The following is a 23815-nucleotide window of genomic DNA, read 5'->3' as shown; positions in this document are numbered from 1 at the left end:
CAGCATAACTGAAACCGTGAAAGTAAAAAATAAAGTTCAGAAAGTGATAAATTTTTGTTTTCTGAATTTAAAATAAAGGAAGTGCTTAAATTGAACTGGATAGCAGCGCTTTTTAATAAAGGGAGAAGACAACCTTTTTTAAATAGGTTTATCAGAAGAAGAAACAATAAAGGGGTGATGTGGGGGTCTTTATTAGTTCTGGGAATTAGTGCAGCCGTATTTGGATTAGGAAGAAATCGAAACAAAAATATGGTACGCCCGATTCAAAATTTGAAAAATAATTTTCGCATGGAAAAAGGTAGCCAAAAACTGAATTTGACTGGATTAACAGAATTTGCGAAGGAATTAATCCCTGATAAAAATCAATTTACCAAAAAATAGCCTTTACATTCTTAAATGCCCACGATTATGGGAATTCAAAATATATCACATTTAAACCAATAAATGGAAGATAATAATAAAATGGTGGTGTACAAATGAAAACGAGCAACAAATTAATCTTAGGGTTGACCATTTCTTCAATTGTTAGCAAAGTAATTGAAGCTTTAAGAAATAAAGATAATGTGACCCCAAATACAACAACTACGTTTAACTTTAATCTCGATAAACCTTCTGTGAATCATTCTGCATATATCCATCATTTCGCTTCAGTGATTGGCAGTGTTAACATTGGTAAGAATGTATTTGTGGGTCCGTTTTCTTCCATAAGGGGAGATGAGGGGTTAGGAATCCATATTGGGAATGGAACCAATGTACAGGATGGGGTAGTTCTGCATGGTTTAAAAAACTACGAATACCAAAGTATGTTGGCCCATAATTCAGTTTTTAAAAATAATCAACCTTACTCCATCTATGTAGGTGATCAGGTTACGTTGGCACAGCAATGTCAAGTACATGGACCTGCTATCATCGATAATAAGGTGTTTATTGGCATGCAATGTTTAGTCTTTGATTCCCACGTACAGGAAAACGCAGTATTAGAACCTGCTTCAAAGGTAATAGGAGTAACAATTCCTCGAAACCGATACGTTGCAGCTGGAAAGGTAATCACTAGTCAAGACGAAGCAGATCAGTTGCCAGAGATCACATCACAATACCAATATTATGATTTTAATGAGAAATTTATTTCAGTCAATAAGGAACTGGCAAAAGGATACAAAAGGGATGATAAATGACATGTTAGAATCAGTAAAAGAAATTTTTGTAGTATACGGAAGAATTATAACCCTCGTGCCTTTATTATTGATTACCATTTTATTTATTGGAAAACGTTCTATTAGTGAATTACCGGTGTTTGACTTTATTATCATTATTACACTTGGTGTCGTTGTCGGAGCAGCAATTGCCATTCCGGACATCAGCCTTTTGCGTACCACTGTTGCAATTTCGGCTATAGGCTTTATACAAAGAGTTATATCAAGTCTGATAATAAAAAATAGACGAATCAGTAAATGGATTACATTTGAGCCAACAGTAGTTATACAAAACGGGCACTTTCTTGTGGGAAATTTAAAACGTATTCGCTATTCTTTAGATAACATTCTTCAGATGCTCAGAGAAAAGGATATATTTAACGTAAATGATGTGGAACTTGCAGTGGTAGAAGCAAATGGAAATTTATCTGTTTATAAAAATTCGAACAAATCTTTCGTTACCATAGAGGATTTAGAAATTAAAAAGAAGCACGAAGGCATGTCCTATCCTGTAATAGTGGAGGGAAAAATTGAATCTTCTGTTCTGAACCAGTTAAATTTAAATGAAAAATGGTTAAAAAATCAATTACAAAAGAAAGGAATTGATAAATTGGATAGCATTTTTTTCGCTTCGATTAATGATAAGCATGAACTGCATTTCTCATTTGTCAATGAAGTTACTAAACCTGCACACCCAATCGTACATTAATCATGAGGACCGTTTTTGCACTTGCTTTCGGGCTCTATAAACGCTTCATGAGGACCAGTTTCTTCTTATAAAGCAAAACAGCCGAATTTAGGTACTTTTAATAACATTACATCTCATCCACATGATGACACCCAGTCATACAGTATGGCAGTGGGAAAGGCTTTTATCGACACTTACAAAGAAGCAAATCCAAACGATGAAATTGTGAATGTTGACCTTTATAAGGAAAATATTCCACAAATTGATGTAGATGTTTTTAGTGGTTTGGGTAAACTCCAATCTGGGAAGGGATTTGAGGAGATTTCCTCAGATGAGAAGGTAAAAGTAGGTAGACTTTCAGAACTATGTGAACAATTTATATCAGCTGATAAATATGTTTTAAAACATCTATGTGGAATTTTTCATTCCCGCCGGTTATGAAAGACATATATTGATGCCTAAAACCTTTAAATACACTGAACTGGGACCAGTTGGTTAACTGACAAAAAAGCCTTACATATTCAAGCGCGTGGAGGCATTTATTCTGAGGGCCCAGAGCTACTAAAAAAGAATTTCTTCGTATTTCAGCAACAGTTCGGCAAACAAGTTTCGATAGAAGGCGAAATTAAACGGTTCACCCTAACGATACAGAAAAAGTACCCTATGATTACTCGCAACTACTGACTACAGGACGAGTCAAAATTTCCCGGCATTCATTATGATCGTTGCCAGTTTGACTGCGTCTCCAATAGGTGTAAATGTAAGAAAAAAAGTAAATACTAAAATCCTTCAAGGGATTTTAGCTTATTAATCTTTGCTACAGATTTGAATGGAAATTCTATCCTAAAAAAAGAAAACGTAGTAATTAAATGAATAAAAATCATTCAACTTTTACAGTAATCTTTGAAACAGCGTTATATCCATAACCCTTTCGATTCCAAAATGGAGTTTGGGGTTGAATTCGGCCAGATGAATCCTTTGCCCTTGAATAGATGGCGTATTCCCCTTTTTTCTCTACTTTCCAAATATAGGACCAACTTGACCAAGCATAGTCTTGGTTTAGTAATGAATTTAATGTTGCGTATTTCCACGTCTCACCTTTGTCAAAACTTAATTGTAATTCTGTAATGCTTCCATTACCAGTCCAAGCAATACCTTTAATTTCATGTATACCAATATTTAAAATGGATAAATGAATGGGTTGTTGGATGATGGAATTTACATTCAAAATGGTAACGGGAAATTTATCCCTGTCACTATCCTCATGGGGATAATATACGTAATCATCTGTTTGAAAAGGACCCTTATAAGCGTCATCAATTACCTTAATTTTACTTAGCCATTTTACAGAGGCCATCGCATACCAATTGGGAACGATTAATCTAAAAGGATAACCGTGTTTAAAACTAAGGGGTTTATCGTTGTATTTATAAGCAATTATTGTATCGGGATGCAATGCCTTTTCTAAAGGAAGGCTTCTTTCAAATGGAATATTTTCATGCATACCTGGTTTTTTACCAAAATCAGCTCCTTCAAAAACGATTTCTTGTGCATTTTGTGACAGTCCCACATTTTCAAGGATGTCTTTCAAAGAGACACCAGTCCATTTCCCTTGACTTATCGCTCCCTCTTCCCATTGTTCCCCATAAACTTTAGGAATGAAATTTACTCTTTTATTTCCAGCACATTCTAGAGGTACAATAAGTGATTTAGAGGGCATTGATAAGATCTCGTTATAATGAAAAAAACGTGGCTGGTGCACCTGACCACTAATTTGTATCCAAAAATGATGTTGGGTTAAAAATGGATAGGTAAAATGATTTCTACGATAAAAATATTTGATTGGTGTTTGCCATTCGTTAAGAAAGTTAATAGGTGATTCTTGATTTTCTGGATGTAAACTTTTTGTAGTTAAAAAAGGGATAATCTGTTTCCCGTTCATTTTTTCACCTCTTTTCACTATTTATGTTATTTTCAAATGATCCTAATAGAACAGTTAATATGGGAGTATCTGCGATGTTTTACTCTAGCAGGATGGCTGTTTCGAGCAATAAAACTTGCATTTAAATGACAGTACTCAAGTTGGCGTCTTCGACAATTAATATCTTCATGATGAAGCAAGTGGGTAATCATATGATCACATGTCGTAGCGCAATGTTAAACAGTGTGAAGCAAACTTGAAGGATACATCATCATATCCATAGCTGAATCAGTCTTTCCTACAGGTGAAATATAGGTAAAGAATTCTTGACTATAACGATCCTAAAACACCGATTGGTCCATTTACCCGCTGGCAATTATACCAGAAGCCGGACGGTCGAAGAGAAAGTTCCTCAACTGCCTTTCTTTCGTCAGATATCATGACTCCTGACGGTCTAACTGCCCTTCGAGTGATCTTTCATCAACAACGGGCAGTTGGGGTAGAATTCCTTAAAGAGGGAAAGTGTGTTCGAGCATTTGCTAACAAAAAAATTATCATTTCTGCAGGAATAAATTGTGCCCAGCTTTTAATGCTTTCTGGAGTTAGCCCTGCCAAACTGCTTAAAGAAGCGAACATTCCTGTGGTTTTTGATAATCCAAACGTATGTAAAAACCTTAGAAACCATACACTTAACTCCGCTGTATTCACCACGAATCCGAACGATTGACCACTCCCTCTAGGTGACCCGAACGCTCTGTATACAGGAGGTGCATTTCTTCCTGATCCAACGCCTGGAGCCAAAAAAAGTAGGCGAGCTGTGCAGTTGGTAGGACTCGGATCTGAAGGCCAATTATCCATTATTATTCTATACTTACGGCCCAAAAGTCGTGGATCTATTCAAATTCAAAGTAATGACCCATTGAAAATAGTGCTTGCTGATGAAGGCTTTCTTTCAAATCCAGCTGATCTAGAAGTAGTAAAAAATATCTACAATATTTATATAAAGAAAATAGCACAAAAGCTTACAGCCATTGATTCTGCGTATAAACTCATGTCACCAACACTAGATATCATCAATAACGATCAACGTCTTGAAGAGTTTATCAAGCAAAATTTGCCCATAATCACCATCAACAAGGTGCACTTCGAATGGCACCACGAATACAAGGTGGAGTTGTTGATGATCAAGGAAAAGTGTAATGGAGTAAGCGACTTAATAGTGGCTGATGATTCCATAGTTCCTTTTACCGTGGATGGGAATACTTCTGCGGCCGCGTACCTTATTGGTTTTACAATTGCCCAACAATTACAGAAACAGGGGTGATTACACAAGGAAATCCACAACTTTATATCCCCTCAAAAACCCGATGAATATGATTTAGATTGGTTTACATCGACAATAAACCCTCTTTAGTAGCAAAGGAATGATAATAATGGGCGAATGTCTAGTGTCATTCAATTTGTAGATGAATATCCTAATTCCATAATGTTTCATTAAAAGGAGTAATGAGATGTATACTCAACCGGATTTTACAAATTCAAATTATGTTTTTGAGTCTAGGCCCCAACTAGAATTAAGTCATGAGACGACCGAAATGCACCAATTGTTATCTACACTCCAATCCATACCACTAGCTTCAGCATCGTTTCTTCAAGCCATGGGTGCTGTACTTCATCACCTTCAGATGGCTAGTAGAAATCTTGCCCTAGGATGCGGTATCACTTCCGAATTTCGGTATCTTCCTGAAAGCTGGGGATTGCCGGAACTTCACATCGTGCATGCCCGTTACCTCACCCCTTTCAGCTATCACCTTTACTCAGCACTCGGAGCTGCTGAGCTTTTGGCCAATGGTCAAGGAAGGCCTCCCCACTTTCCGCTCATGGTTGGTTGCATGAATGCCATTCTACGATTATGGCAAAACTTCCCCATGGCAATTACAAACCTTCGAAAATCGGTTAGTCCCACTTATACAGCTACTGTTGATCAAGGGCAATATAGACTATATCAAATGGCGTCGTCCATTCAGCAAGCCCTTTCCATTACTCGATCTACAGTAAACCCGGCAATTTGGGAGGCATCACTCCGAGCATCACAGTTAGCATACAAAGTTCGGGAGAAAGTTGCAAAATCTCTAAGTGAGGAAATGTATTAAGGGAACTCACCACATAACTTCCTGTACAGAGAAGTAGTTTGGTATGTCAACACTAAACTAGACAATTTTTTTGAGGTGTTTCTCTTTGTACTCCATCGGGCTTAAATACCCTAGTGTTCCATGGATTCTAATATGATTAAACATAATCATCCAATTCCATTTTTAATCGTTCTAAACTTTCGAAATATTTACCTTTTACAAGTTCTGTTTTGATAATTTTAAAGGTTGCTTCAGCGACTGCGTTGTCATAGGGGCAACCCTTCATACTTAACGATCGTTAATGTTGAATGTATCTAGCGCTTCATCAATTGTCTTGTTCTAAATTCATTGCCTCTGTCTGTGTGGAATAATTGAATTTTCCGCAATTCTGCTTTCACTGTCGATAATGCTTGATAAACTAGCTGGGCATCTTTATTTGGACCTGCACTATGACCAATAATTTCTCGATTATAGAGATCGACAAATAAACAGATGTAATGCCAGCTTTTTTCCACTCTAACGTATGTTAAGTCACTGACCACAACTGTTAATTCTTTTTGTTGATCAAATTCTCTTTTTAACACATTTGCAACTTTTGATTCATTACATTTATCCATTTGGGGTTTAAACTGGGCAACCGTATAGTTTGAAACCAGCCCGTTTTCTTTCATGATTCTGCCAATTCTTCGCCTTGAGGCGATGATGCCCAGTTTCTTTAATTCATATTTAATTTTGCGTGTACCATAGTTTTGCCGACTGTTTTTGAATATCTCCAAAATGGCGGCTGTCATCGTAACACCCTATCAATAACAAAATACCCTATTTAATTGGTATAGTTCTTATATCATGCCAACCATAAACAAGTTCGTTAAGATTCTTTCCAAAAATCTCTACCTCAACAGTATCTATTTTTTCACCACCAAGAGCCTCATAAAAATATCGAGAACTATTATCTTCCAATACAAGAACAAGCATTGAATATATTTTCAAGTTTTTCAGTTCATTAATAACTCGTTTTACAAGCATTTTTCCTATCCATTGCCCTTGAAATTTTTCCTTCCTGGTTCTCTGCTACAAATACATTGCCATTAGGAATGATGTTATTCCATAATTGCTCTCGAATTTCATAAGTCAATTGATTTAAATATTCATCTGGAATAATATTTTCATATGTGGTTTTCCAACTATCAACGTGTACTTTGGCTATTCCTTTCGCATCTGATAAAACTGCCTTTCTTATCTTCATTATGCCACTCCTATTTTTTTCTACATTTTAGCATTAATAATGTTTTAAATATAGAATTTTTATACAATTTTCCAGAGAGTATCGCCGCTAGTAACTATTAACATTAGCACTCAAAAATATAGATGTGTGAGTATTGTTTATTCAATATGGCCCGGACTAGTTCAAGTATTATAGCAACCATACCTGTATCTTTCCCAACTTCAAACCTGAAAATTTTCATCGTTTGAGCTCCCCTCTATCATTCTAAATAAAATATTGTTGTACAATAAGTATGATTAACCTTAGAAAGATACCCCTGCTTTGGCAGCATCGCAATCGCCTATTACTTTAATGGTGGAAATAACGGTTTTAAATTAATATTATTGAAACCAACAATATTATTGCTGTTGACCTTTGTTTTTTGGAAAAAACGAAAATAGAAAGGTGTGATAATTATAAAGGTGGAGATAAATGGAAATACACTGGAGCTTATTTTGGGTGATATCACAAAGCAAACTACAGATGCGATTGTGAATGCTGCTAATGGTACTCTCCTAGGGGGCGGCGGGGTTGACGGTGCAATCCACCGGGCAGCTGGTCCTGAATTGTTGCAGGAATGCAGGAGGATTCGAAAGGAAGTCTTAAACGGAAAAGAATTGCCAACCGGGGAAGCTGTCATAACTGATGGCTTTCAGCTTCCGGCTAAATATGTTATCCATACAGTCGGCCCGGTTTGGCGGGGAAATCTTGAAAGAGAAGGGGAACTTCTTTCAAATTGTTATCAAAACTCTCTTAATCTAGCAGCAGAAAAAAAACTTAAGAGTATTTCATTCCCATCCATTTCTACGGGAGTCTATCGTTTTCCAGAGGAATTGGCCTCGGTCATCGCACTTAAAACAATTATCAACTTTTTAAAGCGGAATCAATTAGGAGAAGTTAAAATGGTATTGTTTTCCCAGAAGGATTTTGAAATATATGGCCAGTCACTAAAAAATATCCTGTCTGGAAAAGAGTTATAAGATGGGACAATATGTTTGAAGGGGACTAACAGTCTTTTTGTATCGGAACCCTTCCTTTCTATCTTTCTTCTTTTCTTCTTTGGTTGTTTTCATCGCTTGTATTAACATTACTACTTAACAAAACAATAAAGGGAGCAAAAAGCTCCTCCTTACTACTGATACATTGCAGAGCAATAGATCGTGCAATAGAAACGACATAATTAATCACCTAACGGCGTTGCTGAAAGATAAAGTGAACCACCTTCGGTACTTCACTTTATCTTTCGGTTAAAATGGGATTTACATATCGGAAAATTTGATTATTTATGAAAAAGATATAAGTAGATGACTCTTGTTAATTATGTTTATTTATATTCTAGTTCACTCCATTTATTTGTCTTGAGAGGTGGCTTGTATTCACGAAGTTTCTTTAGAAGAATCATTGGGTTGCTTTCGAAAATAATGAGCTCCTTATGTGTTGAAGGAATAAAGCCTCCTTCTACCGCTTTTGCAATCATTTCCATCAAGGGGTTGTAGTAGCCTGCTACATTTAATACCCCTACGGGCTTATTATGTATTCCAAGTTGCCCCCAACTAACAAATTCAAAAATTTCTTCAAATGTTCCATAACCTCCTGGAAGAGCGATGAATGCATCAGAAATCTCTCCCATCTTGGCTTTTCGTTCATGCATATCCTTAACCTCATAGAGATGAGTGAGGTTCCGATGGACCACCTCTCCACGGAACAAGCTTGTAGGCATAACGCCAATAACCGTACCACCTTGACCTAATACTGTATTCGCTATTGTCCCCATAAGTCCAATGTTTGAGCCGCCATATACTAGCTCGAGTCCTTTTTTTACTAGTTCTTTTCCGAGTTGAATGGCAGATTCTTTATACTCGGGATGGGTTCCAGGATTAGATCCAGCAAAAACACAAACACGCTTCATAGTTATTACTCTCCTATCTTTTTAAATAGTATTATACTATTGTATCAAAACAAAGGAGTGATAGAGGGTGCAATTGTCTGAATTACAGAGCTGGATTGCTGAAACTTATGAAAAACGAGGATGGAGAGAGTTAGCCCTTTATTCTTATCGGCTTTCTGATGGAGGAAGTTGGTGAACTCGCTCAAGCCGTTCGTGCATTAGAAATTTGAAGATAACAAATCCCCTTGATGCTCAAGGGGTTTTAGCTTTATCGCCAATCATCGTTTATGAAGGTGATCCATCAACACTTTTCGGCTTTTGCTTTTTTCCACCAATTAATGATTTGACTTTCTTCGGGTTAATTCGTACAACACCCAGCCGCCACAAACAATCCATAATTTTTATCATTTGAACGGAATAGAATAGACTTCGCTATTTGTCCAATCTCTACACCCAAAACTCTCTAACACGATTGATAGGCATATTTCAACCCCACTCTAGTAATTTTGTAAAGTTTACTCTTTGTAATTCTAACTATTTCTTACCTTTCTCATGAAATGAAACTCGATAGATTTGTCTAAATCTGAAACGGAAAAACATATGTGATTAATACCTTGTACCAAACTTTATTCTCCTCTCCATAACATCAATTATCTATGTTTATCAGTACTTAATTTAATTAGAATCGAAGGCTTTTTCAACGAAACACACTTTCATTCATGTTTGTTAAAAATTAACTTTAAACTTGTAATTTCTTAAAGTAGAGAAAATGCCAATACGCCCACATTTAAAGGACGATATAAGAGAAGAATGTCCAAATAATATTCCAACCGTTACTATAAATCACTTTTCCACTTAAAACCAATCTCAGTTTAAGAAGAGTAGTGAATAGTGATATAAAAAATACAATCAAATAAGGCCTATTAGTTTTCTTTATAAAGTATATTAAATAACTTTCCAAAATTATCCAATCTTCGAATTCTCCTTTCTTCCAACGTTCTTTTCTTCTTTTCTTAGTTCTTTTGTTCGTTTCTAACATCACTATTTAATTTGAGTTCAACAATAAATAAAACACCTTTGAACCAAAACAATAAAGGGAGCAAAAAGCTCCCCTTCTTATACAAATATCGTGTAATGGAAACGAAAAGCCGTCTCGCACTTATTGAACCTTAGCACGCATTTAAAAAGCTAATTACTCACAATAATTGAGTAGAGTAGAAATAAATTATATCCTCTTTTTAACATTTTTGATCACTACTTTACTATGGGGAATACTTGGCATGCTAGCCATGCTGAAACTTAAATCCTGGTCAGGAACTTCATAATCCATTCGATTTGTTAGATAATCAAGACTCACTTTCATGACTTCAATGGTAACCCACTCCCCAGCACAGCGATGTCCCATAAAGTAATCACCACCACCCTGCGGAATGAAGCTAAAAGGGCTTCCTTCCCATTTGGCAAACCGATCAGGACTGAACACATCAGGATTTTTCCAAATTTCAGGGTCATGATTTGTGCCATAAAGATCCAGCAAGGTTAACGTGCCTTCTTCAAATTTATAGCCTTTCCAGGTGAAATCTTTTTTTACCAGCGCCACGACAAACGGAAAAAATGGATAAAAACGGCGAACTTCCTGTACAAACATCTGAGAATACTTTTTATCGCCAGATTTAAGTTTCTCCTTTTCTTCCGGATAATGGTGCAATGCCAGCGCAATGAAATTGATAAAAATAGCAATCGCCACAATCGGTCTCAAAATATTGATTACTTCTACAGCAGCGGTCTCGGTATCCAGAAGATTCCCTTCCAGATCGCGATACCAGGAAAATTTGTGTAATGTGGTATTTTCAGGGGGATTCACTTTCCCATCACGAACCCTATCAATGAGTTCTTCGATCCATATTTCTTCGTAATTCCGTGCATGTCTCCCTAGCCAATGTTTTAGACCAACTGCAGCTGCCGACTCAAACATCGCCCCTAAATTTTTTGTCAGCCTCTTAACTTCGTTTTCTTGTACCGGTACACCTGCCCACTGGCAGGCTGTCCTGCACATAATTTCCTTCGCTTCTTCATAAAGAATAACCTTATCCATCTGTTCCCATTTATCCACTGCTATTTCCCACTGTTTTTTTGTAATGTCAGTTAGTTTTTCAAGTTCGTCAGGAGACATAATCGACATAAACATTTCCTTGCGATGTTTATGGGTCTGTCCATCTAACGCCTGAACACCATTCTTGCCAAACAATGTTTGCACAACCCGGTTTGGTGCTGCATCCTTCCTTTTGAATTTCTCAGTGTCATAAAAAATTTCCGCAGCTTCCTTTCCTCCCATGCAGATTGCTTTCTTTCCAAGCAAACGGGTCTCGAAAATATCAGAATTAAAACTGTGACGTCTGTTCAAAATGTACATATATCCTTCTTCCATAAGACGCCAGGTAGAATCTATTCCTTCTTCCCGAGGCATTTGATTTATATTTGACATATGATCCATCTCCATTTTTCATAGTAATGGTCTTATTCTTTGTAAATTTTCCCCTGTTTAGTCTCAAAAAACTTGGACCCTTAAACAGATTTCAACCTAAAAAAAAGCCAGTTTCCTGTGAACTGTACAGGAATCGACTTTTTTAATTCTTCTTTTTAATTTATCCCGCCCTTTAGCATAATAACGATTAGTTCAAGTTTCTACGCAATCACTTATTCCAGAATATGTCCCTTTAATGGAATAAAGGAGTAATCCTTTCTAGAAGTAATATCCAAAATGTTCAATCAGAGTACAGAAAACTCCTTGCACTCAACGGGTTTTTCGTTGGGAACTTTCCAAAAAATTAACCCTGACCTTTTGAGGCATGAACGTGTAAATAACGTTCCCCAGGTAATACCGCAAGTTTTTTGCAATTAAAGAATTAAAAAAAACGCCAAATTGCGGCGTTAATAATCATCTAATAAGGGAGAACATATTTTTTCACTCTACTACTGCCATAGCAAAGCGCACATGTTTACTCGCATAATAGCCGTTCGTTCGACTCTGAAAATAGCGTTCTTGGATATCGGATGGGCTTAAGTTCTCATGAAGACGGAGCCCTAAACTTTCCAATTCAAAAGCCAGTGTTGACGGGTCAAAGGTCGTTTTAATCGGCTCGCCTATCTTTCGTAAATTCTCCTGCATCTTTTTCATATATGGAGTAGCTTCTTCTAGTACAAAGTAATCGAAAATAACCGCACTGCCCACGGGGGCAATATCTGTAATGGAACGCAGCGTTGCGAACACTTCGTTTCGAGACGACATATTGGTAGAACTATGAGAGAGAATGGGCTAGTATCTAATATACAGTTTCCTAGTTTTAGCCACATATAGCTTACGGCTAATTTCTCTTATTTATTTACTTTTTCATGTACCGGCTCTGCTTCTGCCTGACTAGTACCGGCATTTCCTACACGAACGATTGCAACGACTGACAGAAACAACACCAAAAAAATCCGATCCAAAAAACTCTTTTATAATCTTCTTCCTGAACACCGTTTTCGGATATTCACGATTCTTCATTTTTTCTCTCCTTTTTTCATCATTTCCCTTATCGCTTCTTTTCGGCGCTCTTTCCGCTTGGCTTCTTACCAAACATCCAAACCACGATACAAACAAACACAATCAATCCAATCGTTGCCCAAACCCCATGTACTTTATAGAAGCCTTTCAACCACCTCATAACATCGTCGGCTGCTTCTGCAAACGGTGGAAACCCACTATATGCGAACTAGAAATAAGAAGTAGCCAGCAATTGCTATGAGTGCAATTTTTTTAACGATCTATCGCGTTCGTATTATAAGGTCAGCCAAGAATGTACAGAAAACTCTTAGGACATGGAACTATTCAAATTACCATATGATATTTTTTCACATATCAAAAAGAAGATTGAAAAAGACAGGATAGCAAGTATGAGGAATACATGAAGAATATACTCGAATAATTTTTTTGAAATAAAATCGGGCACTTTTCTGACAGTTAGAAAATAACTAACAATAATTAAAAATGCCTGATAAATAAAAATCCCTCAACACCAATGGTGTCAAGGGATTTAAAGATTAATACATTGTCATATATTGTTCGCGCTCCCAAGGATGCACTTGTGTACGGAACATATCCCACTCGATTTCTTTTGCCTCAACAAAGTGTTCAAAAATATGGTTTCCAAGTGCTGACACGATAACTTCGTCGCTTTTTAAATTGTCTAATGCTTGAGCAAGAGTTGCTGGCAAATCTTCGATTCCTTCAGCAAGGCGCTCTTCTTTGCTCATAACATAAATGTTGCGGTCTACTGGTGCTGGAGCAGTAAGTTTGTTTTTGATTCCATCTAACCCAGCTTTCAATAATACAGCCATTGCAAGGTATGGGTTAGCAGATGGATCAACACTGCGTACTTCTACACGTGTGCTTAAACCACGGGATGCAGGGATCCGGATCAATGGTGAACGGTTTCTTGCAGACCATGCAACATAGCAAGGAGCCTCGTATCCCGGTACTAAACGCTTATAAGAGTTAACTGTTGGGTTTGTAACAGCAGTGAACGCAGGTGCATGCTTAAGGACACCGGCAATAAAATGGCGTGCTGTGTCGCTTAATTCAAGGTTTCCTGTTGGATCAAAAAATGCATTTTTGTCTCCAGTGAACAGTGAAAGATTGCAGTGCATACCAGATCCATTCACACCAAATAATGGTTTTGGCATAAATGTCGCATGCAATCCGTGCTTACGGGCAATGGTTTTTACAACAAGCTTGAACGTTTGAATATTGTCGCATGCTGTTACAGCATCTGCATATTTAAAATCAATTTCATGCTGGCCAGGTGCTACTTCGTGGTGAGAAGCCTCGATTTCAAAGCCCATTTCTTCTAGCTCAAGAACGATATCGCGGCGGCAGTTTTCGCCAAGATCAGTCGGAGCCAAGTCAAAATACCCGCCATTATCATTTAGTTCAAGTGTTGGCTCCTCTTTTTCGTTGAGTTTAAATAAGAAGAATTCTGGTTCTGGACCTAAATTGAAATTTGTAAATCCTAACTCTTCCATCTCTTTTAAAATGCGTTTTAAGTTTGCACGTGGATCTCCTTCGAATGGTGTACCATCCGGATTGTAAATGTCACAGATTAAACGGGCAACCTTTCCTTTTTCAGCAGTCCAAGGGAAAATAACCCATGTATCGAGATCCGGGTAAAGATACATATCAGACTCTTCAATACGCACAAAACCTTCAATTGATGAACCGTCGAACATCATTTTGTTATCTAACGCTTTTTCAAGCTGGCTTATAGGAATTTCTACGTTTTTGATCGTTCCTAAGATGTCAGTAAATTGCAAACGAATGAATTTTACATTTTCTTCATTTGCCATGCGGAAAATATCTTCTTTTGTGTACTTGGCCATTTCTGTTGTCCTCCCTGTTATCATTCATTTATCAAATATAATTAATGGAAAAAGCGGGACATGTCGCCTTGCCGCAATGAGGAACGGTTAAATCTTCCTGCTTGCAATAATTCAGCTCGCAATAGCTTTCTCAATTCCTCATCAGACAAGTCACGTCGGGCTTTTTCTGCTTGTTGCTGAATGTTTGCTGTTTCTTCCTGTTGATCTTTTACTGAGAATAACTGTTTAATTCCGGCGATATTGACCCCCTGGTCGATAAGGTCCTTAATTTCAAGCAATTTATCAATATCGTTTAATGAAAAAAGACGCCGATTTCCATCCGTTCTTGCTGGAGAAATCAATCCATGTTCTTCATAATATCGAATTTGTCTCGCTGAAAGCTCAGTCAGCTTCATAACAATTCCAATCGGAAACAAAGGCATCGAACGGCGAATTTTGCTTCCACTCACATCGATTTCTCCTACCTTTCCTTTCTTATATAGAAATTATATTTTATGTTAGGTTTATTGTCAATACCATGTTATATTTTATTACACAAAAATTTTTCAAAATAAGAGGCTGCCCCGTAACAATAAGGCCAGGCACCGTTCATTACTAAATATTGAGAACATCATCAATGTTTCTACAATATTATGTAACTACAAACGGAAGCCTTGCACTTATGGGTCAGCCACTTAACTATTTATGATAATTGAATTAAACCTTTTTTCATTAAATGATCAATTGCAATCAGTACGGCCATTTTTACATGGGAATAGGTCAGCCCGCCCTGAACATATGCGACAAACGGAGGCCTGATCGGACCGTCTGCCGTTAACTCAATACTCGCCCCCTGAATAAATGTTCCTGCAGCCATAATGACGTCATCTTCATAACCGGGCATATAGCTCGGGACCGGGGTAACATGAGAATTTACTGGTGATGCAAACTGGATAGCCTGGCAGAATGCCACCATTTTATCACGGTCATCAAATTGAACAGACTGAATTAAGTCTGTCCGTTTATCGTTCCATTTCGGATGTGTGTTCATTCCCAATTTTTCAAGCATAGCAGCGGTAAATACAGCGCCCTTCAAAGCCTGGGCAACTACATGCGGTGCCAAAAAGAACCCTTGATACATTTCCTGAAGACTGTACAATGAGGCCCCTGCTTCAGCACCGATTCCAGGCGAAGTCAATCGGTACGAACAAGCTTCGACCAATTTTGCTTTTCCTACTATATAGCCCCCTGTTTTCGCTAAACCGCCGCCTGGGTTTTTTATAAGTGAACCTGCTATTAAATCTGCCCCAACATGGCATGGTTCCAGATCCTCAACAAATTCTCCGTAACAGTTATCAACAAACACGACAACATCAGGTTTAATCCCCTTTACGAATGTAATCATTTCTTTTATTTCCTCTATCGTAAAGGACGGTCTTGTTGCATAACCTTTTGACCGCTGAATCCCTATCATCTTTGTATTCGGTTTAATCGCTATTTCAACTTCATGAAAATCAATTCTTCCATCTTCTGTTAATGGAATACTATTATAATGAATTCCGAATTCCTTTAATGACCCTGTTCCAGACCCGCGAATGCCGACAATTTCTTCAAGTGTATCATAAGGTTTTCCTGTAATATATAACAATTCATCTCCCGGTCTTAATACACCAAATAGTGCAATCGAAATAGCATGTGTACCTGAGATTATTTGTGGACGGACAAGACCCGCTTCTCCACCAAAAACTTCGGCATATACTTTTTCTAATGTGTCCCTTCCTATGTCATCATACCCGTAGCCAGTAGATGGAATAAAATGAGAATCACTTACTTTGTTAGCTTGAAAACTCTGAAGGACTCTGAATTGATTTTTTTCCGCTCTCTCATCTATTTCCATATGAAGATGAGCGATTTGTTTTTCAACTTCTCTTGCCAAAGCTTCCAATTTTACTCCGTATTCTAAATGTTGAAACATGGTGCTGCTCCTATCTTTTATACTGAATTTTCTTTTAAAATACCGGAAATTTGATGATCCTTAAAGGCGTATCCTTTACAAATATAGGATTGTTTTTCTTCATCAAATGATAATTCCCTGAGAATGGTTTCATTTTTTAATTGGGAAAGAAGTTTTCCTTCGGTTGACGGAAGAATAACATGGTAGTAATTCATCATTCCAATCATCGCTTCCTCGATTTTCTTCTTCAGCATATCCCTGTCTTCTTTGTTAAACGCACTGATAATAACGGTCTCCGTTTTAGCGGTTGGGACAAAATCAGGGTGCTGAATATCTTTTTTATTATACACGGTTATTTGCGGAATTTGATGAATTTCCAAATCTTCAAGCAGTTCATTTACCGTTTTTTCATGCTGGAAATAATCCGGGTTTGACATATCTACAACATGCAAAAGCAAATCGGCTTCTTTCACTTCTTCTAACGTGGACCTGAAGGCTGCGATAAGAGTTGTCGGTAATTCCTGAATAAAACCGACTGTGTCCGTCACTAAAACGGTAAATCCGCTTGGTAAAATCAGCTTTCTCGTCATCGGATCCAATGTAGCAAACAGCTGGTTTTCTTCGTATGAATCGGCTTCGGTCAATCTGTTAAAAAGTGTGGATTTCCCTGCATTTGTATAACCGACGAGAGCAATTTGAAAGGCTCTGTTCTTTTTGCGGCGCTCCCGGTAACGTTCGCGGTGCTGAACAATCCCTTTCAACTGAGTTTTGATATCATCAATTCTCCTGCGGATATGGCGCCGGTCTGATTCAAGCTTCGTTTCACCCGGTCCTCTTGTACCAATTCCGCCGCCAAGCCTTGACAATTCGGTCCCTTTTCCACTTAGGCGCGGAAGCAAATATTGAAGCTGTGCCAGCTCAACTTGAAGTTTGCCTTCCTTTGAACGCGCTCTTTGGGCAAAAATATCTAGAATAAGCTGTGTACGATCAATGATACGGACATTCAAATGCCGTGAAAGATTTCGAATTTGGCTTGGTGATAATTCGTCATTAACGATAACTACATCTGCTTCAAGTTCTTCAACAAGAGCTTTTAGTTCGTCAACCTTACCTTTGCCAATATATGTAGAAGGATGGATTCTTTCGCGCTTCTGGACAACGGAAACAAGGACATTTCCCTTTGCTGTTTTGGTTAGTGCAGCAAGTTCCTCCATCGAATATTGAAAACGGACATCATCTTCTTCTGATGTCTGGCATCCAACGAGGATGGCCTTTTCAAGATCAGTATGTTGTTCCAACAAACAACCTCCTTTCTTAAAAAGCAGTATGGTAACATCATACCAAAAAAATTTTTGTTATCCTAATGTTAGCAGTTAGGAAAATGTGTGGAATATATAATTAAAGGATTCTGCCATCGACAGAATCCTTTTTCACAGAATGACGAACGGGGAGTCCTTTTTGTTTTATAAGCCACTTTCAATTTATGAGCCACTTTTTGAAATTTATAATCCACTTTCGAGAACTTATGATCCACTTTTTATGATTTATGATCGACTTTCAAACTCTCTGGTTCGCTTATTGGTTCATTTCTTCATATACAAGATCGTTGCTTCGTATTGTCATCAAATCATGCCGGTCATATTGGTTTTGCATTAAAAGTCTCATTGCCTGGGAGCGGATTGATTTTTCTATTACATTTCGAATATATCTTCCATTTGAAAAACTTGGAGGGTTCAGAACAGATTTTACCCAAATGAGATGATCTTTTAACTTTTTTTCTGCTTCATGGCTCAACAAATATTCTCTTTCTTTTAACATCCTGCTTCCTATCTCCATTAATTGATCAATTGAATAATCAGGAAAGTCAATGACAAGCGGGAATCTTGAATGGAGCCCCGGATTTAGTTTAAGAAAAGCTTCCATTTCCCTTGAATACCCTGCCAATATTAAAATAAATTCGTGCTGCTTGTCTTCCATATGTTTTACTAGTGTATCAATCGCTTCTTTTCCAAAATCCTTCTCTCCGCCCCGTCCTAATGAATAAGCTTCGTCAATGAAGAGAATTCCGCCAAGTGCTTTTTTTATCAAGTCCCTTGTTTTTTGAGCGGTATGGCCGATATATTCCCCAACAAGATCGGCTCTTTCCGCTTCGATTAAATGGCCTTTTGATAATACATTCATTTTCTGGAATAGTTTTCCGATCATTCTGGCAACAGTTGTTTTTCCTGTGCCGGGGTTGCCTTTAAACATCATATGAAGAACTTGTTTCTCTGTTTTAAGCCCCATTTCTTCCCGTTTTTTATTTACATAAATCCATGCATAAATTTCTTTGATCGTCCTTTTCATCTCTTCCATTCCAACAAGTGTGCTTAACTCTTCTTCAATTTCCTTTAAAGCCGTATGTTCTGCAGGAATTGCTTTTGGAACAACTTGTGTATCGAACATCTCTTTCGTGAGTCCTTTTCGCTTTTGGGAACTTAGAACAATATTAATTTGTCCGTTATTTTTCATTCGCATCGGTTGATCCAAAGCTTTCACCTCACATTCTAGAAAACAGTATACGCTCCGTTGCTGAATTTGTGACAAATGCCCATTGTTAATGGGGGTCTGGCCCCAACGAGAATTGTCGTAACTTGCGGTTTCCCAAGAAATATTACCTTTCTTTATATGTATTCACAATAAATAGAATTCATTAAAAAAGATTTGGATGAACCATTACCAACATCCAAAAGACAACAAAAAAAGCCCGCTTTTAAAGCGGACTTTATTTACCAATTAGGACTGTGGCTGCTGGCCTTCTATATCAATTTGCATATTGCGTTGAGGCGAAAACGTTGAAATCGCATGCTTATATACAAGCTGTTGTTTCCCTTCCGATTCAATAAGAACCGTAAAGTTATCAAAGCCTTTTATTTGACCTCTTAATTGGAAACCATTTAATAAGAAAACTGTAATGTTTGCTCCGTCCTTGCGGCATTGATTTAAAAATTGGTCTTGAATATTAATGGATTGTTTCATTGTGGATCCTCCTCTTATATCTCTAATTATTATGTATTCGATTTTATTTTAAGCTTTCCTTCAATATAATCGGAAATTTCATCAATTTTTTTTGCAAGCTTTGTGGAATCGTCCACTCCCGTCATGTCAAACCATTCTACATTCATTTTGTTTCGAAACCATGTTAATTGCCTTTTCGCATAACGGCGTGAATTTTGTTTTAAATTTTCCACCGCTTCTTCTAGACTGATTCGCCCATCAAAGTAGTCGTATAATTCCTTGTATCCAATTGCCTGGATAGACTGGCAATTCCTTAGTCCTGCCCGAAAAAAGCGTTCTGCTTCTTCCACTAGACCTTCAGCGATCATCATGTCTACACGCTTATTAATCCTGTCATATAATTGATCTCTTTCCATCGTAAGGCCTACGATTGCGGTTTGATACAAAATTTTAGGATCTTGCTTTCTTTGATATTCAGACATCGTTTTTCCGGTACAGTAATAAATTTCAAGTGCCCGTATCACTCTCCGGATATTATTGGGATGAATTTTTTCTGCACTGACAGGGTCTATTTTCTTTAATTCCTGAAAAAGTGCATCATTTCCTTTTATGGCTGCTTTTTGTTCAAGTTTTTTTCGAAATTCATCATCAGACGGCGCATCAGAAAATTGATAATCATAAATAACTGATTGAATATATAATCCCGTTCCTCCGACAATCATGGGGAGCGATCCTCGGGAAGATATTTCCGAGATTTTCTCTCTAACGAGTTCTTGAAACTCTGCAACGGAAAATGATTCGTCCGGGTCTTTTATATCGATTAAATAATGGGGGATTCCTTCCATTTCTTCTTTTTTGATTTTTGCAGTCCCAATATCCATCCCCCTGTAAATTTGCATAGAGTCTCCGCTAATAATTTCACCATTGAGCCGCTTTGCAAGTTCGATGCTAAGTTTTGTTTTCCCCACTGCTGTTGGACCAATCAATACAGCAAGTTTTTCCTTGTTGCTCAACCTTTTCACTCCGTCTTTTCCATCCATTTGATTATTTATATTCTATCGTACCTAGTTCGATAAAGCAATTTAACATCAAATCAGTTTATACAGTAGGATTGTTTTCTATACACCGATCAACTTACCATTTAATTTTTTTTACATCATTGAAATAATTTCTTCAAACATTACATTTCTATAACGATTTGTTAACATTACCGCTTCTACCCCCAAATTCATGATAATTTATATAGAAGATTATATTGGTCATTAATTATAGGGAATTGGGTGAATATGATGATTACAACATCTGAACTTGGAATTGATTTAGGTACAGCAAATATATTAGTTTACAGTAAAAATAAAGGAATTGCGTTAAATGAGCCGTCTGTTGTAGCCATTGATACAGAAACAAATCATGTGCTTGCGGTAGGAAAAGAAGCAAAAGAAATGATTGGGAAAACTCCTGGAAAAATTAAAGCAATCCGCCCATTAAAAGATGGTGTGATAGCTGATTATGATGTTACAACGGAAATGCTGAAACATATAATGAAAAAAGCTTCGAAAAAATTGGGTTTTCAAATTCGCAAGCCGAATGTGGTCGTTTGTACACCTTCAGGTTCAACGAGTGTTGAACGAAGGGCTATTCAAGACGCTGTCCGCAATGCCGGTGCAAAAAAAGTTTTTTTAATTGAAGAACCAGTGGCGGCTGCGATCGGGGCCGGCCTGCCTGTCGATGAGCCGATAGCCAATGTGATCGTTGATATTGGAGGAGGAACGACCGAAGTCGCCATTATTTCTTTTGGGGGCGTTGTCGCTTGCCATTCCATCCGAATCGCCGGCGACCGGCTGGATGATGATATTATGCAATACGTGCGCAAAGAATATAGTGTTTTAATCGGTGAAAGAACAGCTGAGAGAGTTAAAATGGAAATTGGCTACGCCCTAGTTGATCATGAAGAATTAAAAATGGATATTCGCGGGCGCGACTTAGTGACAGGCTTACCTAAAACAATTACTTTGTCATCCTATGAAATTCGGGATGCTATGCGGGAATCATTGCTCCATATTTTGGAAGCCATCCGTGCAACTCTTGAAGATTGCCCGGCTGAATTGAGCGGCGATATCGTTGACCGTGGTGTTATTTTAACCGGAGGGGGCGCCTTGATGAACGGAATGCAGGATTGGCTGAGCAAAGAAATTGTTGTTCCCGTTCATCTGGCTTCAAGTCCATTAGAATCGGTAGCGATTGGAACCGGAAAAGCATTAAAATTCATCCATAAGCTTCAAGCAACAGCAGTGAAATAAGATAATTCCGGGGCATCCTTAACACTTTAAAGCAATGAGAGGCTGACTCATAAGGGTCTGACTCCCTCCAACAATGACAATATATAGATTAGTGTTTGTCTATATATTGAATTGGAGGGGTCTGACCCTTTGCTAATGAGTCAGCCTCGCCTTGTTTACTTTACATAACACGCTTAAACATTTTTTCCATTTCATACGTAGAAAAATGGATGATGATAGGTCTTCCGTGTGGACATGTAAATGGATCGCTTGTCTGTCTAAGTGTATCCAATAACGCTTGGATTTCTTCATTTCGCAAATACTGATTCGCTTTTATGGATCCCTTGCAGCTCATCATGATAGCTGCTTCTTCTCTAAGCTTCTTAATATCAACTTTTTTCATCTGCAGCAGCTGCTCGATCATATCCTCAATGATTTCTTTCTCTTCTCCTTTCGGAAACCACTGTGGATGAGAACGGACAATAAAACTGTTATGGCCAAAAGGCTCCAAAAATACGCCTACTTTTTGCAGCTCTTCTAAATTCTCATTGATTTTCAAAAAATCGTCGGTAGAATACTCAAAAGTCAGAGGAACAAGCAATTCTTGAAGTTCTTTTTCAACCTGACCGACTTTTTCCTTAAAATATTCATACTTTATTCGTTCTTGAGCCGCGTGCTGATCAATAATATAAAGCCCCTTCTCATTTTGCGCTAATATATACGTTCCGTGCATTTGCCCGATAGGATAGAGTGGAGGAATGCGCGGTGTTTTTTGCAAAGTTTCTTCATCATTGGAGCTAGGCTCATCATGCGTCGTTTCTTGTAAGTTTTCTTCATAGAAACTGTTCTCATTTTCATCAGCTAGTATTGCATTTTCTACTAAATTTTCTTCCTGTTGACTTAGCGAATTATTTAAAGGGCTCTGAGATTGTCCAAACAAACCTTTATACGGTTCCTTAACAGCAGGAGTGAAGGTAATTGGTTCTTGTTTTTCATGATCTTTTTCTACTAAATCATTTTTCCATTCGGGAAGATGGTCAAGATCCATGTAAGTTTGCTCCGTTTTTGGGCGCTCTTTTTTTACTTGCTGAATACCTGAAGGAATTAATTCCTGCGTTTTCAGAGCCTGTTTAATGCCGGTGGTGACTAATTCATTTAATTCGTGTTCTTTACTTAGTCTTACTTCCATTTTTGCCGGATGAACGTTCACATCGACTAGTAATGGATCCATTTGAATATTTAATAAAACGATTGGATAACGTCCAATTGGAAGCAGAGTATGATACCCTTCCTGAATTGCCTTTACAAGAGGATAATTTTTGATAAACCTTCCGTTAATCATCGTCGTTATATAGTTTCGGGACGCTCTTGTCACTTCAGGCAATGAAATATATCCAGTAACTTGGAAATCAAGTGACTCAAATGAAATCGGAATCATTTTTTTGACAATATTTATTCCGTAAATAGCTGCAAGCACCTGGCGAACGTCCCCATTGCCAACAGTGTGTAAAAGCTTTCGGCCATTATGAACAAGACGAAAGGATATATTCGGGTTCCCGAGTGCCAGACGGTTCATGACATCGGTTATATTTCCCAGCTCCGTATGGATGGTTTTCAGATATTTGAGCCGTGCCGGTGTATTAAAAAATAAATCCGTTACTGTAATATCTGTTCCCTTGCGGCTTGGTGATTTTTCGATCTTTTCTACTTTTCCGCCTTTGAGCACTATTTTTGTTCCTGCATCGTTCCCTGTTGAAGTCTTAAGTTCAAGCCGGGAAACAGCAGCTATACTTGGCAATGCTTCTCCGCGGAACCCGAGAGTACGGATTCGAAAAAGGTCGTTTTCATCTTTTATTTTGCTCGTCGCATGGCGCTGAAAAGCAAGTGGTACATCCTCTTCTTCGATTCCATCCCCGTTATCAATAACTCTAATTTTTGCCATTCCTGCCTCTTCGATTTCCACTTCAATAATCGTACTTCCGGCATCAATCGCATTTTCCACCAATTCTTTAACAACGGAAGCAGGCCTTTCGACAACTTCTCCTGCGGCAATTTTGTTTGATAGCAAATCATCGAGTTGAATAATTTTCCCCATGATTCTC

Annotated in this window: 20 protein-coding genes and 4 pseudogenes; 9 read left to right on the top strand and 15 right to left on the bottom strand. The window is 37.8% G+C overall.

Annotated features, from left to right (window positions below; genetic code table 11):
* Window positions 1–90 precede the first annotated feature (90 nt).
* From BMMGA3_RS06485 to BMMGA3_RS18240, 5 genes and pseudogenes are all read left to right on the top strand, one after another.
* Window positions 91–381 carry a hypothetical protein gene (locus BMMGA3_RS06485; protein ID WP_003349221.1) on the top strand — a complete coding sequence of 97 codons (291 nt, stop codon included), beginning with the start codon at window positions 91–93 and terminating at the stop codon, window positions 379–381.
* A 95-nt stretch (window positions 382–476) separates the two neighbouring features.
* A complete protein-coding gene (locus BMMGA3_RS06480; RefSeq protein ID WP_003349220.1) occupies window positions 477–1175 on the top strand; it encodes an LbetaH domain-containing protein in 699 nt (232 codons plus the stop codon).
* 1 nt (window position 1176) lies between these two features.
* Entirely contained in the window at window positions 1177–1902 is a 726-nt protein-coding gene (locus BMMGA3_RS06475) for a DUF421 domain-containing protein (protein WP_034669586.1), read from the top strand.
* Between the two features lie 105 nt (window positions 1903–2007).
* A pseudogene (locus tag BMMGA3_RS06470) lies at window positions 2008–2436 on the top strand (NAD(P)H-dependent oxidoreductase); the annotation flags it as partial.
* Window positions 2437–2590: 154 nt separating this feature from the next.
* Window positions 2591–2692: pseudogene (locus BMMGA3_RS18240) on the top strand (sulfite exporter TauE/SafE family protein); the annotation flags it as partial.
* 69 nt (window positions 2693–2761) lie between these two features.
* Here BMMGA3_RS18240 and BMMGA3_RS06465 read toward each other — a convergent pair.
* Window positions 2762–3823 (bottom strand): sulfite oxidase, encoded by a 1062-nt coding sequence (locus BMMGA3_RS06465; RefSeq protein ID WP_003349216.1) that lies wholly within the window; start codon window positions 3821–3823, stop codon window positions 2762–2764.
* A 298-nt stretch (window positions 3824–4121) separates the two neighbouring features.
* Between BMMGA3_RS06465 and BMMGA3_RS06460 the strand changes: the two are divergent.
* Both BMMGA3_RS06460 and BMMGA3_RS06455 read left to right on the top strand, forming a co-directional pair.
* Window positions 4122–5126: pseudogene (locus tag BMMGA3_RS06460) on the top strand (GMC oxidoreductase); the annotation flags it as partial.
* A gap of 271 nt (window positions 5127–5397) precedes the next feature.
* The gene (locus BMMGA3_RS06455; RefSeq protein WP_237712878.1) at window positions 5398–5955 is read left to right on the top strand and encodes a hypothetical protein; all 558 of its coding nucleotides are present in this window, start codon (window positions 5398–5400) and stop codon (window positions 5953–5955) included.
* A 57-nt stretch (window positions 5956–6012) separates the two neighbouring features.
* Here BMMGA3_RS06455 and BMMGA3_RS06450 read toward each other — a convergent pair.
* From BMMGA3_RS06450 to BMMGA3_RS18630, 3 genes and pseudogenes are all read right to left on the bottom strand, one after another.
* A pseudogene (locus BMMGA3_RS06450) lies at window positions 6013–6725 on the bottom strand (IS3 family transposase); the annotation flags it as partial.
* 28 nt (window positions 6726–6753) lie between these two features.
* Window positions 6754–6960, bottom strand: a complete 207-nt coding sequence (locus tag BMMGA3_RS18635; RefSeq protein WP_003349207.1) for a GNAT family N-acetyltransferase — start codon at window positions 6958–6960, stop codon at window positions 6754–6756.
* A complete protein-coding gene (locus tag BMMGA3_RS18630; RefSeq protein ID WP_003349204.1) occupies window positions 6938–7180 on the bottom strand; it encodes a GNAT family N-acetyltransferase in 243 nt (80 codons plus the stop codon). The genes BMMGA3_RS18635 and BMMGA3_RS18630 overlap by 23 nt, the downstream gene beginning before the upstream one ends.
* 434 nt (window positions 7181–7614) lie before the next feature.
* Here BMMGA3_RS18630 and BMMGA3_RS06440 point away from each other — a divergent pair, with 434 nt between their 5' ends.
* Complete coding sequence (locus BMMGA3_RS06440; RefSeq protein WP_034669584.1) at window positions 7615–8178, top strand: O-acetyl-ADP-ribose deacetylase; 564 nt, start codon at window positions 7615–7617, stop codon at window positions 8176–8178.
* A 344-nt stretch (window positions 8179–8522) separates the two neighbouring features.
* Here the strand turns inward: BMMGA3_RS06440 and BMMGA3_RS06435 are convergent, their stop codons facing one another.
* The 10 genes from BMMGA3_RS06435 to miaA all read right to left on the bottom strand — a co-directional run bounded on the left by BMMGA3_RS06435 (window position 8523) and on the right by miaA (window position 20474).
* Window positions 8523–9107 carry an LOG family protein gene (locus BMMGA3_RS06435; protein ID WP_003349201.1) on the bottom strand — a complete coding sequence of 195 codons (585 nt, stop codon included), beginning with the start codon at window positions 9105–9107 and terminating at the stop codon, window positions 8523–8525.
* Window positions 9108–10311: 1204 nt separating this feature from the next.
* Window positions 10312–11571, bottom strand: a complete 1260-nt coding sequence (locus tag BMMGA3_RS06425; RefSeq protein WP_003349199.1) for a CYP152 family fatty-acid peroxygenase CypC — start codon at window positions 11569–11571, stop codon at window positions 10312–10314.
* A 480-nt stretch (window positions 11572–12051) separates the two neighbouring features.
* Window positions 12052–12375: a hypothetical protein gene (locus BMMGA3_RS06420; protein WP_237712877.1), complete on the bottom strand. Its 324-nt coding sequence runs from the start codon at window positions 12373–12375 to the stop codon at window positions 12052–12054.
* 794 nt (window positions 12376–13169) lie between these two features.
* On the bottom strand, window positions 13170–14504 hold the full coding sequence (glnA, locus tag BMMGA3_RS06415; protein ID WP_003349195.1) for a type I glutamate--ammonia ligase: 1335 nt from the start codon (window positions 14502–14504) through the stop codon (window positions 13170–13172).
* Between the two features lie 41 nt (window positions 14505–14545).
* A complete protein-coding gene (locus BMMGA3_RS06410) occupies window positions 14546–14953 on the bottom strand; it encodes a MerR family transcriptional regulator (protein ID WP_003349193.1) in 408 nt (135 codons plus the stop codon).
* 233 nt (window positions 14954–15186) lie between these two features.
* Window positions 15187–16458, bottom strand: coding sequence for a methionine gamma-lyase family protein (locus tag BMMGA3_RS06405; RefSeq protein WP_003349190.1), 1272 nt, complete (start codon window positions 16456–16458; stop codon window positions 15187–15189).
* A 17-nt stretch (window positions 16459–16475) separates the two neighbouring features.
* Window positions 16476–17735, bottom strand: coding sequence for a GTPase HflX (hflX, locus tag BMMGA3_RS06400; RefSeq protein WP_003349188.1), 1260 nt, complete (start codon window positions 17733–17735; stop codon window positions 16476–16478).
* A 277-nt stretch (window positions 17736–18012) separates the two neighbouring features.
* Complete coding sequence (gene spoVK / locus BMMGA3_RS06395; protein ID WP_003349186.1) at window positions 18013–18966, bottom strand: stage V sporulation protein K; 954 nt, start codon at window positions 18964–18966, stop codon at window positions 18013–18015.
* Between the two features lie 246 nt (window positions 18967–19212).
* Window positions 19213–19455 carry an RNA chaperone Hfq gene (gene hfq, locus BMMGA3_RS06390; protein ID WP_003349184.1) on the bottom strand — a complete coding sequence of 81 codons (243 nt, stop codon included), beginning with the start codon at window positions 19453–19455 and terminating at the stop codon, window positions 19213–19215.
* A 29-nt stretch (window positions 19456–19484) separates the two neighbouring features.
* A complete protein-coding gene (miaA, locus tag BMMGA3_RS06385) occupies window positions 19485–20474 on the bottom strand; it encodes a tRNA (adenosine(37)-N6)-dimethylallyltransferase MiaA (RefSeq protein ID WP_050943045.1) in 990 nt (329 codons plus the stop codon).
* A gap of 249 nt (window positions 20475–20723) precedes the next feature.
* On the opposite strand from miaA, the gene mreBH reads away from it, so the two are divergent.
* The gene (gene mreBH / locus BMMGA3_RS06380; RefSeq protein ID WP_003349180.1) at window positions 20724–21734 is read left to right on the top strand and encodes a rod-share determining protein MreBH; all 1011 of its coding nucleotides are present in this window, start codon (window positions 20724–20726) and stop codon (window positions 21732–21734) included.
* 160 nt (window positions 21735–21894) lie between these two features.
* Here the strand turns inward: mreBH and mutL are convergent, their stop codons facing one another.
* Complete coding sequence (mutL, locus tag BMMGA3_RS06375) at window positions 21895–23808, bottom strand: DNA mismatch repair endonuclease MutL (protein ID WP_003349178.1); 1914 nt, start codon at window positions 23806–23808, stop codon at window positions 21895–21897.
* Window positions 23809–23815 lie beyond the last annotated feature (7 nt).

Source organism: Bacillus methanolicus MGA3 (assembly GCF_000724485.1).
GTDB lineage: Bacteria > Bacillota > Bacilli > Bacillales > Cytobacillaceae > Bacillus_Z > Bacillus_Z methanolicus_A.
The sequence above is the reverse complement of the archived record's forward strand: the minus strand, read 5'-3'. Positions and strand labels throughout refer to the sequence as shown.

Bases quoted from the DNA above. Each gene is read 5' to 3' on its own strand.
- BMMGA3_RS06480 (WP_003349220.1), top strand. From the start codon at position 477: ATGAAAACGAGCAACAAATTAATCTTAGGGTTGACCATTTCTTCAATT.
- BMMGA3_RS06475 (WP_034669586.1), top strand. From the start codon at position 1,177: ATGTTAGAATCAGTAAAAGAAATTTTTGTAGTATACGGAAGAATTATA.
- BMMGA3_RS06465 (WP_003349216.1), bottom strand. From the start codon at position 3,823: ATGAACGGGAAACAGATTATCCCTTTTTTAACTACAAAAAGTTTACAT.
- BMMGA3_RS06455 (WP_237712878.1), top strand. From the start codon at position 5,398: ATGCACCAATTGTTATCTACACTCCAATCCATACCACTAGCTTCAGCA.
- BMMGA3_RS18635 (WP_003349207.1), bottom strand. From the start codon at position 6,960: ATGCTTGTAAAACGAGTTATTAATGAACTGAAAAACTTGAAAATATAT.
- BMMGA3_RS18630 (WP_003349204.1), bottom strand. From the start codon at position 7,180: ATGAAGATAAGAAAGGCAGTTTTATCAGATGCGAAAGGAATAGCCAAA.
- BMMGA3_RS06435 (WP_003349201.1), bottom strand. From the start codon at position 9,107: ATGAAGCGTGTTTGTGTTTTTGCTGGATCTAATCCTGGAACCCATCCC.
- BMMGA3_RS06425 (WP_003349199.1), bottom strand. From the start codon at position 11,571: ATGTCAAATATAAATCAAATGCCTCGGGAAGAAGGAATAGATTCTACC.
- BMMGA3_RS06420 (WP_237712877.1), bottom strand. From the start codon at position 12,375: ATGTCGTCTCGAAACGAAGTGTTCGCAACGCTGCGTTCCATTACAGAT.
- glnA (WP_003349195.1), bottom strand. From the start codon at position 14,504: ATGGCCAAGTACACAAAAGAAGATATTTTCCGCATGGCAAATGAAGAA.
- BMMGA3_RS06405 (WP_003349190.1), bottom strand. From the start codon at position 16,458: ATGTTTCAACATTTAGAATACGGAGTAAAATTGGAAGCTTTGGCAAGA.
- hfq (WP_003349184.1), bottom strand. From the start codon at position 19,455: ATGAAACAATCCATTAATATTCAAGACCAATTTTTAAATCAATGCCGC.
- miaA (WP_050943045.1), bottom strand. From the start codon at position 20,474: ATGGATGGAAAAGACGGAGTGAAAAGGTTGAGCAACAAGGAAAAACTT.
- mreBH (WP_003349180.1), top strand. From the start codon at position 20,724: ATGATTACAACATCTGAACTTGGAATTGATTTAGGTACAGCAAATATA.
- mutL (WP_003349178.1), bottom strand. From the start codon at position 23,808: ATGGGGAAAATTATTCAACTCGATGATTTGCTATCAAACAAAATTGCC.